The sequence below is a fragment of the Leucobacter sp. M11 genome (genome assembly GCF_035726885.1).
Taxonomy (GTDB): domain Bacteria; phylum Actinomycetota; class Actinomycetes; order Actinomycetales; family Microbacteriaceae; genus JAPFRB01.
Genome location: NZ_JAPFRB010000002.1, coordinates 724,747 through 740,424, shown reverse-complemented (window position 1 = coordinate 740,424; position 15,678 = coordinate 724,747). Strand labels below are relative to the sequence as shown.

At 67.3% G+C, this 15,678-nt stretch carries 13 protein-coding genes; 9 read left to right on the top strand and 4 right to left on the bottom strand.

Features of this window, described 5'->3' with window-relative positions; translation table 11 throughout:
* Positions 1 to 267: 267 nt before the first annotated feature.
* Positions 268 to 1,299: a hypothetical protein gene (locus OOT08_RS07955; RefSeq protein WP_325092066.1), complete on the top strand. Its 1,032-nt coding sequence runs from the start codon at positions 268 to 270 to the stop codon at positions 1,297 to 1,299.
* Positions 1,300 to 1,547: 248 nt separating this feature from the next.
* Positions 1,548 to 3,155 (top strand): ABC-F family ATP-binding cassette domain-containing protein, encoded by a 1,608-nt coding sequence (locus tag OOT08_RS07950; protein ID WP_325092065.1) that lies wholly within the window; start codon positions 1,548 to 1,550, stop codon positions 3,153 to 3,155.
* 84 nt (positions 3,156 to 3,239) lie between these two features.
* Here OOT08_RS07950 and OOT08_RS07945 read toward each other — a convergent pair whose 3' ends face one another.
* The 4 genes from OOT08_RS07945 to OOT08_RS07930 all read right to left on the bottom strand — a co-directional run bounded on the left by OOT08_RS07945 (position 3,240) and on the right by OOT08_RS07930 (position 7,591).
* A complete protein-coding gene (locus OOT08_RS07945) occupies positions 3,240 to 4,454 on the bottom strand; it encodes an ABC transporter ATP-binding protein (RefSeq protein ID WP_325092064.1) in 1,215 nt (404 codons plus the stop codon).
* Between the two features lie 3 nt (positions 4,455 to 4,457).
* Complete coding sequence (locus OOT08_RS07940) at positions 4,458 to 5,297, bottom strand: carbohydrate ABC transporter permease (RefSeq protein WP_325092063.1); 840 nt, start codon at positions 5,295 to 5,297, stop codon at positions 4,458 to 4,460.
* A complete protein-coding gene (locus OOT08_RS07935; protein WP_325092062.1) occupies positions 5,294 to 6,259 on the bottom strand; it encodes a carbohydrate ABC transporter permease in 966 nt (321 codons plus the stop codon). Before OOT08_RS07935 ends, OOT08_RS07940 begins: the two co-directional genes overlap by 4 nt.
* Before the next feature lie 69 nt (positions 6,260 to 6,328).
* Positions 6,329 to 7,591, bottom strand: coding sequence for an ABC transporter substrate-binding protein (locus tag OOT08_RS07930; protein WP_325092061.1), 1,263 nt, complete (start codon positions 7,589 to 7,591; stop codon positions 6,329 to 6,331).
* Between the two features lie 233 nt (positions 7,592 to 7,824).
* On the opposite strand from OOT08_RS07930, the gene OOT08_RS07925 reads away from it, so the two are divergent.
* From OOT08_RS07925 to OOT08_RS07895, 7 genes are all read left to right on the top strand, one after another.
* A complete protein-coding gene (locus OOT08_RS07925; RefSeq protein ID WP_325092060.1) occupies positions 7,825 to 8,820 on the top strand; it encodes a sugar kinase in 996 nt (331 codons plus the stop codon).
* Positions 8,805 to 9,566, top strand: coding sequence for an IclR family transcriptional regulator (locus OOT08_RS07920; protein WP_325092059.1), 762 nt, complete (start codon positions 8,805 to 8,807; stop codon positions 9,564 to 9,566). Before OOT08_RS07925 ends, OOT08_RS07920 begins: the two co-directional genes overlap by 16 nt.
* Positions 9,553 to 10,170 carry a bifunctional 4-hydroxy-2-oxoglutarate aldolase/2-dehydro-3-deoxy-phosphogluconate aldolase gene (locus OOT08_RS07915; RefSeq protein ID WP_325092058.1) on the top strand — a complete coding sequence of 206 codons (618 nt, stop codon included), beginning with the start codon at positions 9,553 to 9,555 and terminating at the stop codon, positions 10,168 to 10,170. The genes OOT08_RS07920 and OOT08_RS07915 overlap by 14 nt, the downstream gene beginning before the upstream one ends.
* Positions 10,167 to 11,312 carry a galactonate dehydratase gene (gene dgoD / locus OOT08_RS07910; RefSeq protein ID WP_325092057.1) on the top strand — a complete coding sequence of 382 codons (1,146 nt, stop codon included), beginning with the start codon at positions 10,167 to 10,169 and terminating at the stop codon, positions 11,310 to 11,312. The genes OOT08_RS07915 and dgoD overlap by 4 nt, the downstream gene beginning before the upstream one ends.
* 73 nt (positions 11,313 to 11,385) lie before the next feature.
* Complete coding sequence (locus OOT08_RS07905; protein ID WP_325092056.1) at positions 11,386 to 13,146, top strand: IlvD/Edd family dehydratase; 1,761 nt, start codon at positions 11,386 to 11,388, stop codon at positions 13,144 to 13,146.
* A 10-nt stretch (positions 13,147 to 13,156) separates the two neighbouring features.
* Positions 13,157 to 14,098: a dihydrodipicolinate synthase family protein gene (locus tag OOT08_RS07900; RefSeq protein ID WP_325092055.1), complete on the top strand. Its 942-nt coding sequence runs from the start codon at positions 13,157 to 13,159 to the stop codon at positions 14,096 to 14,098.
* 158 nt (positions 14,099 to 14,256) lie between these two features.
* A complete protein-coding gene (locus OOT08_RS07895) occupies positions 14,257 to 15,459 on the top strand; it encodes an acetyl-CoA C-acyltransferase (protein ID WP_325092054.1) in 1,203 nt (400 codons plus the stop codon).
* Positions 15,460 to 15,678: the final 219 nt, after the last annotated feature.

Genomic DNA, 15,678 nt, shown 5'->3' with positions numbered 1-15,678 from the left:
AACGGAGTCGGGGACATGAGCGCGGCGGGGGACGCGGTCGGCCGCGGCGACGCCTCGAGGACCCCGGCACCGGGTCGGCCGCGGGAACCGCGCCGCCCCGGGCGGCCGAGCTGGCCGGGCGGACCGAATCGGCCGAGCGGCCCCCGACGCCGCAGGGGGCAGCGGGGGCCGGGCCGACGGACGGGACGCGGAGCGGATCAGCGCGGCGGGACCGAGCAGCGGGTCGCGCAGCTGGCGACGCGGGCCGCGGCGCTGCTCGGCGGCGGGGTGTCCGCAGCGGCGCTCTGGCCCCTCCTCGCGGCCGAGGAGCGCGCTGACGAGCGAACTGACGAGCGCACTGACGAGCGGGTTTCGGCGCACGACCCACCGCACGACCCACCGCACGGCGGAGAGCACGAGGCGCACGCCGCGCCGCGTGGTCCCATCGGCCGAATCGCGGCGGGGATTTCCCAGGGCGACCCGGCCTCGGCGGCGATTCTGGCGGAGGCGGAGCGCGTGCGCGCCTCCGGCTCCGGCGCGGGTGGGCGCGGCCCCGGCGGCGCGGGAGACCCCGGCGCACCCTGGCGGGTGCTCGCCGCGGCCTGGGCGCTCGCGGAGCGCTCCGGGGCGGCCCTCGCGGGGCTCCTCCTCGACCTGTCCGAGGCCCTGCAGGCGGGCGTCGAACTCGGGCAGCTGCGCGACACGGCGCTGGCCGGGCCGAAAGCCAGCGCCCGGCTGGTGCTCACCCTGCCGCTGATCGGACTCGGGTTTGGCGCGGCGCTCGGAAGCCGACCCCTTGGCGTGCTCGTGGGCAGCCCGCTCGGCTGGGCGCTCCTGCTGAGCGGCGGCGTGCTCCTCGCGGTCGCGGCGCTCTGGTCGAATCGGCTCGTGCGGGCGGTTGATGCCCGGCGGCGGCTGCCCGGCATTGAACTCGACCTGCTTCGCATTGCGCTGGGCGGCGGCGCCGCCCCCGAGGAGGCGGGCCGCCGGGTCGCCGACGCGCTCGATCGCTTTCGGGTGGGCTGGGCGGATCTGCGGGAGGTCCTCGACGAGGATGGCTCGGTCGCCCGGGTCCTCCGTACGGCCCGGGCCGCCGGGGTCCCCGTGCGCGAGATGCTCGCCGCTGAGGCCCGGGCCGCCCGCGCCGAATACCGGAGCCGCCTCGCGCACGAGATCGAACGGCTCGGGGTGCGACTGATGCTCCCGCTGGGACTGTGCGTCCTGCCGGCTTTTCTCGCGGTCGGCGTGCTTCCCGTGCTGATCGGGCTGCTCAGCGACGGCCTGGGCGGGGAGCCTGCTCCGGGGCGGGGTGTACCATGAGGACTATGGAGATTGAGGTCGACAGAATCTAGCCGCCGAATGATCGGCGGCCAGCGCACGGTGCGGGTGGCGTCACCCCCGAGCGACTGACCCCTCCCCGCGCGCCCTCCGGCGCGACCGGCCGGCCCCGCAGGCCACGCTTCGCGGGTCTCCCCACAGGCGACCCCGGTGCCGGCCCCGCGCCCCCTCGTTCTTTCCTCTTCTGCTCTGCAGCACACCGCCCGACCCGGGCGAAGGAGTCTCCTCAGATGTCACTGAAATCAGCCGTCACCCTCCGCGACCTCAGCTTCGACTGGCCCGATGGCACGGTCGCCCTCGACCGCGTCACCGGCACATTGAGCACCGGTCGCACCGGGCTCGTCGGGCGCAACGGCGCCGGGAAATCAACCCTGTTGCGCCTCATCGCGGGCCAGCTCACCCCAACGTCCGGTCACCTGGAGACCGTGGGCGAGGTCGGATACCTCCCCCAGACCCTCACGCTCACCGGGACGACCACCGTCGCGGAGCTGCTGGGGATCGAGCAGACCCTCACGGCGCTGCGCGCAATCGAGGCGGGGGACGTGGCCGAGCGACACTTCGACGCGGTTGGCGATGACTGGGACATCGAATCCCGGGCGGACGAGGCACTGCACGAGATCGGCTTCGCCGCCGCCGATCTGGATCGCCCCGTGTCCCGGGTCTCCGGCGGTGAGGCGATGCTGATCGCGATCACCGGGCTTCGGCTCCGGCGCACCCCGATCACCCTCCTCGACGAACCGACCAACAACCTGGATCGGGCGACCAGGGCGGTGCTCGGCGGCTTCGTCGATTCCTGGCCGGGCACCCTGATCGTGGTCAGCCACGATCGGGAACTGCTCGAGCGGATGGAGCACACCGCGGAGCTGCACGCGGGCGCGGTCGAGGTCTTTGGCGGACCCTACAGCGCCTGGGCGGCACACCAGGAACAGGAACAGGCCGCGGCGGCCCAGGCGGCCAAGAGCGCCCAGCAGGCGCTCAAGGTGGAAAAGCGCCAGCGGGCGGAGGCCGAGACGAAGCTCGCGCGGCGCGAGCGCACCGGCAAGAAGACCCAGCGCGAGGGAGGGATCCCGAAGATCCTCGCCGGGGCACGGGCCAGCAAAGCGCAGGGCTCCGCGGGGGCCATGCGCACGACGATGGAGGACAACGTGCGGGCCGCGCAGGCCGCCGTTGACGCCGCCGACGCCCGCGTCCGCGAGGAGGAACACATCCACCTCACGCTGCCCGACCCCGATGTGCCGCGCAGCCGCAGGCTCGCGGAGCTGCGAGACGGGGACCGGAGCCTCATCATCCAGGGGCCGGAGCGCGCCGCCCTGATCGGCCCGAATGGCTCCGGAAAATCTACCCTGCTCGCGCAGCTCGTCTCCGGCGAAGAGGCCGCGCCCGGCCGCCCCAGCGGAACGCTGCTCACGGACCGGGTCGGCTACCTGCCGCAGCGCCTTGACGGGCTCGACGAGACGGCCAGCGCCCTGGACAACGTGCGCGCCGTCGCCCCGGCGTCCGATCCGGGCACCATTCGGAACCAGCTCGCCCGGCTCCTGCTCCGCGGCTCCAGCGTGGACCGACCGGTCAGCACGCTCTCGGGCGGGGAACGATTCCGGGTCTCACTGGCGCGGCTCCTCCTCGCCGAGCCGCCCGCGCAGCTGCTGGTGCTGGACGAACCGACGAATAACCTGGACCTCGCGAGCGTGGATCAGCTCGTCGAGGCGCTGGCCGGGTACCGGGGCGGCCTCCTCATCGTGAGCCACGACCACGAGTTCCTGCGCCGCCTCGGCGTGGACACCGCCATCGAGCTGGGCGCCGACGGCTCCCTGCGGGAGCTGCCCGGCGGCATCGCGTGAGGGAGTGACCCACACTCAGGAACACAAACCACAGTGCGGCGGGGTGCCAGCAAGAAAGTCTCAACCCCGCCGCACTGCGCGTTCCTAAGGAGCTGGGGCCTCCGTCCTGGCGCTGCGCAGCTCGACTTCCTGTCCTGACCGATCGGGAGTAGCCGCGAGTCCTGTATCCGCGTCGAACCAGCTCAGGTTGGCATCACCAATACTGAACCACTGCTTGGTTCCCACGGTGAGCTGGGCCGTACCGGGTACCCGCGCGTAGTGCACGGTCTCCGTCGAGCCGGTCTGCACGAGGCGGTTGGGGTCGGACGGCTCCAAGGTGAAACCGATCACGGATTCACCGCCGAGGTGTTCGACCGCGGAAATGTACCCAAGGACACCGGAGCCGGGGTGTTCCGCGAGACTGATTTTTTCGGGACGCACGCCGAGCATGGCGGGGCCGGGAGACAGGTGAGCGGGTGCTTGGGCGATTTCCTGCGCACCCGAGTCACTGATCGCTCGGCCGTCGCGGAGCCTAACCGGGATCAGGTTCATGGCCGGTGCCCCGATAAAACGAGCGACGAAAGTGTCGGCTGGCCGGTGGTAAATCTCCTCTGGAGTGCCGATCTGCCGAACTTCCCCATCGCTCAGCACGATTATGCGGGTGGCCATTGTCATGGCCTCGACTTGGTCGTGTGTGACGTACACAAAGGACTTGTTCACTCGCTGGTACAGGGCAGTGATTTCCGCGCGCATCTGCGTGCGAAGCTTTGCGTCCAGATTGGAGAGGGGCTCGTCGAGAAGATAGATTGACGGGTCGCGGACCAGGGCGCGCGCAACCGCAACGCGCTGACGTTGGCCTCCGGAAAGGGTTTTCGGGCGGCGGTCGATGTAGCTTCCCAGTTCGAGCATCTCTGCGACCTCGGTGACACGATCGCGAACCTCGGGCCGTTTGGCGATGACCCGGCGCATGATCGAGTTGAGAATCGGGATGTGGTACCAGCCCTTGAACCGATCCATGATGAGGGGGAACGCGATGTTCTCCCGGACAGTCATGTGGGGGTAAAGAGCGTAGGACTGGAATACGAATGCCACGTTTCGATCTCGAGGTTCCCGATCGTTGACGAGTTCGCCGTCGAAGCGGAGCTCCCCATCTGAGATATCGGTGAGGCCAGCGATCATCCGGAGCATTGTCGACTTCCCGCACCCGGAGGGTCCCAGGAGCACGAGGAACTCGTTGTCGGGAATATCAGCGCTAAACTCCCGGATCACGGTGTTGGAGCCGAACGACTTTCGGATCTTGTCGAATTGGATGCGTGGCATGGGCTAACCCTTCACTGCGCCCGCGGTGAGCCCGCTGACGATTTGGCGTTGAACAATGAGGAAGAACACGATGGCCGGGATCGTGAAGAGGAACGCCGCGGTCATCACGCTACTCAGGGGGGTGGCGTACTGACCGACGAAGGAGGCGAGACCGACGGAGGCCGGCCACTTCGCGGCGTCGGAGATGAAGGTGTTCGCGAAGAGGAACTCGTTCCAACCGTCGAAGAAGTTAATCACGGCGGCGGCGGCCACGCTTGGCACGATAAGCGGGAGGATGATCATGGTGAGCTGGCCGGAACGGGGGCACCCGTCGATCCGAGCCGACTCTTCAATCTCGTACGGGATCTTATCGATGGCGCTCTTGAGGATGAAGATCGCGACCGGCATCGTGAACGCAGTATTGGCCAGGACGAGGCCGTGCAGTTCATTGAGAAGGCCAAAGGACGCGAACAAGGCGAACAAGGGCACCACGAGGAGCGCCTCGGGGAGCATCTGCGTCGCAAAGAGCACGAATGCGGCGAGGCCCTTGCCGTGGAACTTGAAACGGCTGAGGGCGTACGCGGCCATCACCGCGAGCACCAGGCTGAGGAAGGTGGTGCCAAAGGCGACGATGCCGGAGTTCGCAATCCAGCTGAAAATCGGGACCTCGGCGAGTTTGGCGGGGATGTCACCCAAGCGGGAGAGCTTGAGCCAGAACCCCTGTCCGGTTTTGTACAACTCAGTATCCGTGCTCAGTGCCGTGTTGATCATCCAGTAGACGGGGAACGCGGCGAAGACGGTGAAGAGCCCGAGGCCGAGGAATAGGGCGACACGGCCCGGCAGCTTGCGGATCTTGCGGATCATGCGGAAGCCTCCCGCTTATTTTCCCGGCGTTCGACTAGGAGGAAGAAGACGGTGACGGACAGGGACAGGATCAGGCCGAGCACGCCGATCGTGGCGGCGAGGCCGAGGTTTTGGCTGCTGAAGGCCTGGCGGTAGATGTTGATGACGAGGGTGTTAGTGCTTTCAACGGGGCCGCCGCCGGTGAGTAGGTAAATGATCTCGAACCGACGAATCGACCAGATCGTCATCAGCAGTGCGACGATTCGCACCGTCGGCATGATGTGGGGGAGCACGATCGCGCGGAACGTACTGAGGCCGTCGGCGCCGTCGATGCGGGTGGCCTCGAAGAGTTCCTCCGGAACGGACTGCAGCGAGGCGAGCACAACGAGCATGACGAAGGGAAATACCTTCCACACCGTCGCCAGGACCACGGAGAACATCCCGTAGGCAGGGTCGGTGAGCCAACCCACCTCGCCAAGACCGAGGACGCCGATGCCGCGGTTGAGGGCCCCGCTCGACTGGTTGTAGATCCAGACGAAGATGAGCGCGACCGCGACGGTCGGCATTGCATACGGGAACGTGAGAATGGCCCGGACCACGGTCCGGCCGCGGAACGGACGGTTGATCAGGACAGCGAGTGCGGTGCCGATGAGCACTGCAAAGACCACGGTGCCGACTGTATAGAGCACGGTCGCAAGGAACGAATTCCAGAACTGTTCACTCGTGAGCATCTGGGTGTAATTATCTACGCCTACGAAGCTGCCGCCGCCCGGGTTGACCAGTTTGGTATCCGTAAAGCTGAGCTGGATGCCTCGGGCGAGCGGGACGAGGAGGAAGATCGCCAGGTAAATCAGCGCCGGGGCGATGAACAGATATGGCGTCCAATTCCGCCTGGGTTTCGCGAGTGTCCGCTCGCTGACCGAGCTCGGTCCGGGACGGACGGCGGGCGGTGGGGAACCCTGCGTGGAGGACCGTGTGGCCATGTTGTGCCTCTCATGTGAGCTGGGAGGTCCGGTGCGGACCTCCCAGCGCGGGAACTGCGTGTGTCGGGCTTAGCGTGTGGCTTCCGACTGTGCCTGCTCCAGAGCCGCCTTCGGGTCCTGGTCCTGGGTGAGTACCCGCTCGACGGCCTGCATCACGGGCTGCATGATGGTCTTTGTGTCCGCCTCAAAGCCCGGAATCAGCGCGCCCTTGGTGGAAGCGCCCAGGTCGACAAAGACCTGTGCCCAGGGGTGTTCGGCGGTGAACTCGTCGGTGAGGGGAACATCTGTTGCCAGCGTGCTGGCCCCGAGCCCGGGACGGACCGCGGTCTGTCCCGTCTCACTCACGAACCAGGACACAAAGTCCTTCGCGAGGGCTTTGTTCTTGCTGTTGGCGTTCACGGCGAGGACGAGCTTCTGGTGAGCCCCGACCTCATCGAAGGGCAACGGAGCCGCGAGCAGCGTCTGCCCCGTGACCTGACCGCCGCTGGTGTAGGACAGCGCTGCACCGGCGTTGTCGATCATCATGCCGAGCTGGTTTTCCTTGAACTTGGTGCGGAACGTGGATGCGTCGTCGCCGACAGGCAGAATCCCAGAGTCGTAGACCTCCTTAAAAGCCGTCACCGCCGCCACGTTCTCGGGGGCGTCAATCGTCAGCTTCGTTCCGTCGGACCAACCGCCGCCGAAGCCGAGGGGCCAGGACTGGAAGTCCAGCGACCAACCGTCGAACTCACCCATCTGGTGCCGTACGGCGAAGCCATCGGCACCGATTGCCTTGACCTTCTTGCCCGCTTCGATCAGTTCGTCAACGCTTCCGGGCAGTTCGGAAACGCCGGCCTCGTCGAGAACGGTCTTGTTACCGAGGAGCGCATAGGGGACCTGCTCCCAGGTCACGGCGAGCTGCTGGCCGTCCACTACCATGGGTTCGTTCGAGGTGTTCAGCGTGGCGTCCGTGAGCGCATCATCGAGCGGTTCCAGGAGCCCGGCTTCAGCGAGGGTCGCGTACTGGCTGTCGAGGATGACGAAGACGTCTGGCCCTCCGCCAGCCCCCAGCTCGGTGTTGAGCTTGTCCGCGTACTGGCCGTAGGCGGTCTCAGACCGGGTGAGCTTGGCTTCGGGGTTCGCCTCGGTGTACCCGCTGACGGCGTCCCAGAGGACATCGCCCCGGCCGGGCTCGAGCCACTGCCAGTTGGACACCACGAGGGTGCCGCCGTCGGCAGCGGGAGCGCCTTCATCAGTCGCGTCGTCGGATCCGGCACAGCCGGCGAGAGCGAGCGCGGAAGTGGCGAGGATCGCGGCAGCGATGGTGCTTATGCGTCGTTTCTGACCGATCATCTTTGATCTCCTATGTGTGTGTTCTCAGCAGTGGCGACTGACGACACCCTGCGGCCCTGCTCTTTCGGTTCCTCGCTCAAAGGCCCATTCTGGCCGAAAACCCGGAGTGGTCGAGAACTCGAATTTGATGGTAGCTTTACACCTGTTTGCAGAAGGCGCAAACGGATTGCACATGTTGCAACGGCCTGGACTCCGGGCTCGAGTAAATGCCACTACCGATGGAGATAGATGACATGAGTCATGCCCCTGATGTGATGAGCGTCGGCGAGACGCTCGTCATGGTCACCCCCAACGCCGGTGGTCGCATCGACGTCGAATCGACCTTCGTGCTCCGCCCGGGTGGTGCGGAATCCAATGTGGCTGTTCTGATGAGCGAGCTCGGACACAGCGCCGTCTGGGCCAGCCGACTGGGCACTGACCCCTTCGGTGATCTGATCACCGCCCAGCTCAGCGAAGCCGGGGTCGATCTCAGCCAGGTGCAGCGAAGCGACGACTTTCGGACCGCGGTCTACTTCAAAGACCCGGGAGAAACCGCGACGACCGTGTACTACTACCGCGAAGGCAGCGCTGCCGCGCAAATGACCCGCGCGGACGCCGAGGCATGGACGCAGTTGCGCCCCCGCGTGCTCCACCTGAGCGGGATCACCCCGGCGCTGTCAGCGGGGTGCCAAGACCTTGTGCATTACCTCCTGGGGGATCGCCCCATTCCGGACGCGCTCGTGAGCTTCGACGTCAACTATCGCCCCGGGCTCTGGGGGGTGACGGAGGCGGCGCCACAGCTGCTGGCCTTTGCGCAGCGCAGTGACATCGTCTTCGTCGGCCGGGACGAGGCAGAACGACTCTGGGGAACTGCCACTCCGGAGGCGATTCGAGCCCTGATCAGCGCACCCGGCCACCTAGTGATCAAGGACGGCGCTCATGAGGCGGTTGCCTACGCTGGAGAGACGATGACCCGGGTCCCGGCCCCGACCGTTGACGTCGTTGAGGTCGTCGGCGCCGGTGACGCCTTCGCCGCCGGGTGGTTGAGCGGACTGGTCCGAAACCGCTCCGCCGTGGACCGGCTGCGGTTGGGTCACTACGTGGCCTCTCGCGTGCTCCGCTCGCCGAGTGACACCGTGGCGCTGCCGGATGCTGGCACGATCGAGGAAACGATTCGTGAGGACCCGAGCCGCTGGCGCGGGCTCTCCGGAACCCCCCGAGAGGAAACCCTAACGTGTCCCAGACCGTAGAACGCGCCATCGAGATCCTCCGCTTCGTCGCGGACAAGCCCCGGTCACTGGGGGAGGTCTCGGAAATGCTCGGCGTGCATAAAAGCACGGCACTGCGCCTCCTGCAGACTCTGGAGGGGCAAGGATTCGCCCGTCGCCTGCCCGACGGATCTCACGCGATCGGCTTCGCGATTATCCCGCTTGCGCAGCACGCCCTCGATCAGATCGATATTCGGACCCTCGCCCACCCGCACCTGCAGAAGCTCAACGAGCGGATGCGCCACACCATCCACCTCGCCCAGCTCATCGGTGATGACGTGATTTACGTGGACAAGGTGGAAGGCACCGGCACCGTCGCGATGGGTTCCAGGATCGGCTTGCCCGCGGAGCCCCACACGGCTGGGGTTGCGAAGGTCATTCTGGCGTACCTTTCCGAGACCAAACGGGACCGGGTCCTGCGGCGGAGCACCTTCACCAAGTACACCCCGACTACGATTCTCAGCCCCGCCGCACTGCAACGCGAACTCGAGCGCACGCGGAAACGCGGCTGGGCCGAGGATGACGGGGAAAAAGAGGACTACATCAACTGCGTGGCACTGCCAATCTTCGACGCATCCGGTCGCGTCAGTGTTGGGATGAGCGTTACCGCGCTCCGAGCGGCGGCCCCGCTCGAAGCGCTACGAGAAAAACTTCCTGAGTTTCGGCGGGTCGCATTCGCGATCTCTCGGGAACTCGGCTGGAAAGGAGACGAATATGGACGGCGATAGCTATTTTGAGACCCACCTCACTCAACACCCGGTGATGGGTATTTTCCGGTCCTACGGCCCGGAGAAGACGGTGGCACTCTGCGAGCGGGCATGGGCGAGCGGGGTGCGCCTCGTAGAGATCCCTGTGCCGAACGAGGCCGCGGTTCCGTCCTTTCTTGCCGCGCAGGAGGCTGGCAAAGCGCACGGTGCCGAGGTCGGCGCGGGCACCATCACCACAGTGTCTCGTCTCGAACGGGTACACGAGCTCGGAGCCCGCTTCACGGTGGCGCCGGGCATGAACCCCGCCGTCGCGGAGGCTTCGGTGCGCCTCGGAGTTCCCCACCTGCCCGGCGTGGCGACCTCCTCGGAAATCGGCCTGGCGGTTGCGCACGGTATGCACTGGGTGAAGGCGTTCCCCGCCGCTCAGCTCGGTTCCGCCTGGATTACCGCGCAGCGCGCCCCCTTTGCCGAGGTCAACTTTGTTGCGACGGGCGGCATCGACGCCGACAACGCCGCGGAGTTCCTGGGCGCCGGCTGCCGGGCGCTCGCCATTGGCAGCGCCTTTGGCGAGGACGTCTCCATCGACGCGATCGCCGCGGCCGTGCGTGGGGTGAGCGAGCGATGATCATCGAGCGGATCGAAACGTTCCTCGTCCCACCGCGCTGGTTGTTTGTCCGGATCGAGACCGACACCGGCGTCGTCGGCTGGGGCGAGCCCGTCCTTGAGGGGCGCGCCGAGACCGTGCGAGCAGCTGTGGAACAGCTCGCGGAAGGCCTGCTCGGCCAGCCCGCGGAACGCATTGAAGACCACTGGCAGCTGATGAGCAAGGGCGGCTTTTACCGCGGGGGCCCCGTGTTCTCGAGCGCTATTGCCGGTATCGATCAAGCACTCTGGGACATCGCTGGGAAGTCGCTCGGCGTGCCGGTGCATCGGTTGCTCGGCGGACACGTGCGCGACCGTATCCGGATGTACAGCTGGGTCGGCGGAGATGAGCCGGCGGAGATCGCCGATGCGATCGCGGAGCAGGTCGACGCGGGGTTTACCGCGGTCAAGATGAACGCAAACGGTCGCACGTCCCGGTTGTCCACGAGCGGTGAACTCGACGCGATTGTGCAGCGCGTTGGAGTCGCGCGCGAGGTGCTTGGGCCGGACCGTGACGTCGCGCTCGACCTGCACGGGCGTTTTACCCTGGCAAATGCGCGCCGTCTCGCTCCTCTGGTGGAGCCCTTCCGGCCGATGTTCCTTGAGGAGCCCGTGCTCCCGGAATACGGGCATCTCCTCCACAAGATGACCGAGAGCACCACGGTGCCCATCGCAACCGGTGAACGCCTGTTCTCTCGCGAGGACTTTCTGCCCGCCTTCGCCGCGGGGATCGCGGTGGCACAGCCGGATCTGTCCCACGCGGGCGGGATCTCCGAAGTGCGCCGGATCGCCGCGCTCGCGGAGAGCTACGATGTTGTGCTCGCGCCGCACTGCCCACTGGGGCCGATTGCCCTCGCCTCCTGCCTGCAGATCGGATTCTCCACGCCGAACTACCTGATCCAGGAGCAGAGCATGGGGATCCACTACAACCAGGGCGCTGGGGTGCTTGATTACGTCGCAGATACTTCGGACCTGCGGATCCGCGACGGCTACATCGATCTCCTCACCAAACCGGGCCTGGGGATCGAGGTCGATGAGGCAGCGGTTCGTCGGGCAGACGCGACGGGGCACGCGTGGCGGAGCCCCATCTGGCGGCACGACGACGGCTCGTTTGCCGAATGGTAGCCACGCACGCGGCCCCGGGACACCGGCTCACCCGCCAGGACGCGAGAACACCACAACGACGGAAGGATCTCTCATGACGGAAGCGACCCCGCGCCGAAAGGGCGCCAAAAACCTGGGCTCCACGGGGCTCCGCAGCCCGGAGTGGTTCGGAGACGGCGGAAAAAACGGCTTCATCGCCCGACACCACATGCGGCAGATGGGGTTTGGCGGACGTCAGTTCGACGGCAGACCGGTCATCGGCATCGCCAATACCTGGTCAGAGCTGACCCCCTGTAACAGTCACCTCCGCACCCTCGCGGAGGCCGTCAAGCGGGGGATCCAACAGGCCGGGGGATTCGCCTTGGAGTTTCCAGTGCTCTCCCTGGGGGAACCGCTCATGCGTCCCTCGACCATGCTGTATCGGAACCTGATGGCCATGGAGCTCGAAGAGCTCTGCCGTGCCAACCCCCTGGATGCGGTGGTCGTGCTCACCGGATGTGACAAGACAACGCCGGCGGCGCTCATGGGAATAGCCAGCGTCGATCTCCCGGCGATCTTGCTCACGGGCGGCCCCATGCTCAACGGGCGTTATCGCGGGAAGGCGGTCGGATCGGGCACGGATATCTGGAAGATGACCGAGGCCTTCCGCGCGGGCGAGGTCACCCAAGAAGAGTTCACCGAGTTCGAAAGCTGCCTGAACCGTTCCCCAGGGCACTGCATGACGATGGGCACGGCCTCAACCATGGCGAGCATTACCGAGGCGCTGGGCATGCAACTGCCCGGCGGGGCGGCCCTGCCCGCCGTGGACTCCCGCCGACTCGTGCTCGCCGAAGACACGGGAGCACGGGCGGTGGAACTAGCCACCGAGAAGCTCCGTCCCTCCGACATCATGACCCGGGCGGCGCTCGAGAACGCGCTCGTGGTCAACGCCGCCATCGGTGGATCGACCAACGCGGTGCTGCACCTCCTCGCCATCGCGGGCCGCCTGGAGGTGCCGCTCAGCCTGGATGATATTGATCGAATCAGCCGAGAGGTTCCCCTGCTCGTTGACCTCATGCCGAGTGGGCGCTTCCTCATGGAAGAGTTCGCCTATGCCGGAGGGATCCCTGCCCTGATGCGTCAGCTCGGAGAACGGCTCGATACGGCCGCGATCACGGTGTCTGGTCGCACCGTCGCCGAGAACGTCGCCGGTGCTCGCGTGGACGACCCAGAGGTGATTCGGCCGATGAATCGGCCCGTGCAAACAGCTGGCGCTGGCACCGCAGTGCTGCGTGGCAATCTGGCGCCGAACGGTGCCGTGATCAAGATCAGTGCCGCAGAGCCCACACTCCTGCAGCACACCGGTCCGGCCCTGGTGTTCGACTCGCTCGAGGACTACCACCTGGTCATCGAGGACCCGGATCTTGACGTGACCGCAGACACGGTGCTGGTGGTGCGCGGTTGCGGTCCCAAGGGCTATCCGGGGATGCCGGAGGTCGGAAATCTGCCCCTGCCGAAGAAACTGCTTGACCAGGGCATCAGAGACCTCGTACGGGTCTCTGATGCGCGGATGAGCGGCACCGCCTTCGGGGCGTGTGTGTTGCACGTGGCCCCCGAATCCGCAGCGGGGGGACCCCTCGCTCTTGTCCAGACCGGTGACAGCATCACGCTCGATGTCGCCGGGCGACGCCTCCACGTCGAGATCACCGATGTGGAAATGGCGGCGCGCCGGGAACGGTGGCAGGCCCCGGCACCCCGAGCAGACCGAGGGTGGACCCGGCTCTACACCGAGCACGTCACCCAAGCCGATACGGGAGCCGATCTCGACTTCCTGATCGGGTCCAGCGGAGACGGCCCCGCCCGGGCCGCATTCTAGGAGCAAGCACATGACACCGAATTCGCAGCACACCCAGCAACGCATTAGCGGGGTGTGTCCCGTTGTAGAAACCCCCTTCACCTCGGAGGGAGAGGTGGATCTGGCCAGCATGGAACGGCTCCTTGACCACCTCTATGCTGTCGGCGTCCGGCAGATCATGTACCCCGGCTATGCCTCGGAGTTCTACAAGCTGACCGATGCCGAACGTGACGCGCTGACCCAGACCGTGGTTCAGCGTTTCGGATCCCGGGAAGACACCGTGGTGGTCATTTCAGTTCCCGACCACGCGACCCGAGTGGCCGTGGAACGTGCTCGGCGCGCCGTGGAGCTCGGGGCCGACATGATCAACATCCTGCCGCCGTTCCTGCACGGACCGAGCGCCGCAGAGGTCCAGGCGCATGTCCGGGCAGTGCTGACCGCCATCGCTCCGGTCCCCGCGATCGTGCAGTACGCCCCCGCCCAGACCGGGGTCGCGCTGGCTCCGGGGGTCATCGCGGAGATGGCCGCTGCGTCCCCAAACCTGGTGCAGGTCAAGGTGGAGTCCGCCCCGCCTGGCCAGTTCATTAGCGCACTCAGTGCGGCGGCACCCCTGCTGGACTCCGTGGTCGGTCATGCCGGTGTCCAGCTGATTGACGCTCGTGCCCGCGGCGCGGTTGGCGTGCAACCGGGCTGCTCGTTCTCTGAGCTCTACTTGCGGATCTGGTCCCACTGGGACGCCGGCGAGCCCGAGCGGGCGCGTGCTCTGCACGCCCGGCTGCTGCCGTTTATTTCCTACTGGATGCAGGGCGTCGAGCTGATCATTGCGGCAGAAAAGTGGATCTCGGCGCGGCGGGGAATCATCGCCTCGGACCACTGTCGTGCCCCTGCGCGGCAATTGGACAGCGAGGAGATCGCGCTGCTGGAAAGATTCCTCGCTGAATTTTCCGAAGAGTTATCCGCCGTCAGATCGTAGCGCCTCTGTGCCCAAACAAATCCCTCACATGAGTTGCTCTGGACGCTGGAGTCAGGGTAAGGGGGCGGCCACCGGCGGCATCGACTGATGTCCGGGGCCCGGCCCGGCGATAGAGTTGCAGAGATCCCCCCGGGTCCCGTTGATGTCAGGAGATACGTATGACTTCCCCAACCCCCACCCCGAACGATGTCGTGATTGTCGGCGCCGCCCGCACGCCGCAGGGCCGCCTGAAGGGCCAACTCGGCACCCTCACCGCCGTGCAGCTGGGCGCGACGGCGGCGAGCGCCGCGATCGCGGCGAGCGGTCTCGGCGCCGAGGCCGTCGAGCACGTGGTCTTCGGGCAGGTCCTGCAGGGTGGGTGCGGGCAGAACCCGGCCCGCCAGACCGCGGTCGCCGCGGGGGTGCCGATCGGGAGCCCGGCCGAGACCGTGAACAAGGTGTGCCTCTCGGGGCTGCTCGCCGTGATCGACGGGGCCCGAATGATCCGTGCGGGCGACGCGGAGGTGGTGCTCGTGGGCGGCCAGGAGTCGATGACCCAGGCGCCGCACCTCCTGCAGGGCTCGCGTTTCGGCACGGCCTTTGGCGATGCCGCGCTGGTGGACTCGATGGCCCGCGACGGACTCACGGATGCCTTCGAGGTCGGCACCTCGATGGGGGTGCTGACGGAGCGGGATGCGAGCCGGCTCGGCATCGACCGGCTCGCGCAGGACACGATCGCGGCCGCGTCACACCAGCGCGCTGCTGCCGCCCAGGCGGCGGGGGTCTTCGAGGCGGAGATCGCCCCGGTGTCCGTGCCGCAGCGCCGCGGTGAGCCGCTCGTGGTCACCGCGGACGAGGGGGTGCGCCCGGAGAGCACGGCGGAGACCCTCGGCGGGCTCCGTCCGGCGTTTGACCGGGAGGGCACCATCACGGCGGGGAACTCCTCCCCGATCTCGGACGGCGCCGCCGCGCTCGTGCTGACGACCCGGGCCCGTGCCGAGGCTGCCGGGGCGGAGATCCTGGCGGCGGTCGGGGCCATCGGTCAGGTGGCCGGTCCCGACACCTCGCTGCCGAGCCAGCCCTCGCGGGCGATTCAGCGCGCGGTGGATCGCGCGGGCTGGTCCGTCTCCGACCTGGACTTCGTTGAGATCAACGAGGCCTTCGCGGTCGTCTCCGCGCAGTCGGCCACGGATCTGGGCGTGGACGCCGAACGGGTGAATATCCACGGCGGGGCGATCGCGCTGGGGCACCCGATCGGGGCCTCCGGTGCACGGCTCGCGGTGCACGCGGCGCACGAGCTGGCCCGCCGGGGCTCCGGCCGTGCCGCGGTCGCCCTCTGCGGCGGCGGCGGCCAGGGCGAGGCCCTGCTCCTCTGGCGCTAGCCCGCCGCCCCCGGGAGGGGACACACGCCGCACGAATTCCGTGAGATTTCCCGCGGCGTGTGTCCCCGCACCGCGGGGTTTCCCCCGTGAAACATTCGGGTCGAAGGCCTGGTCAGGGCCGTGCCCCCCTCGCTAGATTGAGGGCATGACGAACCACAGCCAACTGGACCTGATCCCCGAGGGCACCGTGTTCACCCCGGGGGACATCACTTTCTACGC

Coding starts and splice junctions, on each gene's coding strand:
- OOT08_RS07950 (WP_325092065.1), top strand. CDS start 1,548: ATGTCACTGAAATCAGCCGTCACCCTCCGCGACCTCAGCTTCGACTGG.
- OOT08_RS07945 (WP_325092064.1), bottom strand. CDS start 4,454: ATGCCACGCATCCAATTCGACAAGATCCGAAAGTCGTTCGGCTCCAAC.
- OOT08_RS07940 (WP_325092063.1), bottom strand. CDS start 5,297: ATGATCCGCAAGATCCGCAAGCTGCCGGGCCGTGTCGCCCTATTCCTC.
- OOT08_RS07935 (WP_325092062.1), bottom strand. CDS start 6,259: ATGGCCACACGGTCCTCCACGCAGGGTTCCCCACCGCCCGCCGTCCGT.
- OOT08_RS07930 (WP_325092061.1), bottom strand. CDS start 7,591: ATGATCGGTCAGAAACGACGCATAAGCACCATCGCTGCCGCGATCCTC.
- OOT08_RS07925 (WP_325092060.1), top strand. CDS start 7,825: ATGAGTCATGCCCCTGATGTGATGAGCGTCGGCGAGACGCTCGTCATG.
- OOT08_RS07915 (WP_325092058.1), top strand. CDS start 9,553: ATGGACGGCGATAGCTATTTTGAGACCCACCTCACTCAACACCCGGTG.
- dgoD (WP_325092057.1), top strand. CDS start 10,167: ATGATCATCGAGCGGATCGAAACGTTCCTCGTCCCACCGCGCTGGTTG.
- OOT08_RS07905 (WP_325092056.1), top strand. CDS start 11,386: ATGACGGAAGCGACCCCGCGCCGAAAGGGCGCCAAAAACCTGGGCTCC.
- OOT08_RS07900 (WP_325092055.1), top strand. CDS start 13,157: ATGACACCGAATTCGCAGCACACCCAGCAACGCATTAGCGGGGTGTGT.
- OOT08_RS07895 (WP_325092054.1), top strand. CDS start 14,257: ATGACTTCCCCAACCCCCACCCCGAACGATGTCGTGATTGTCGGCGCC.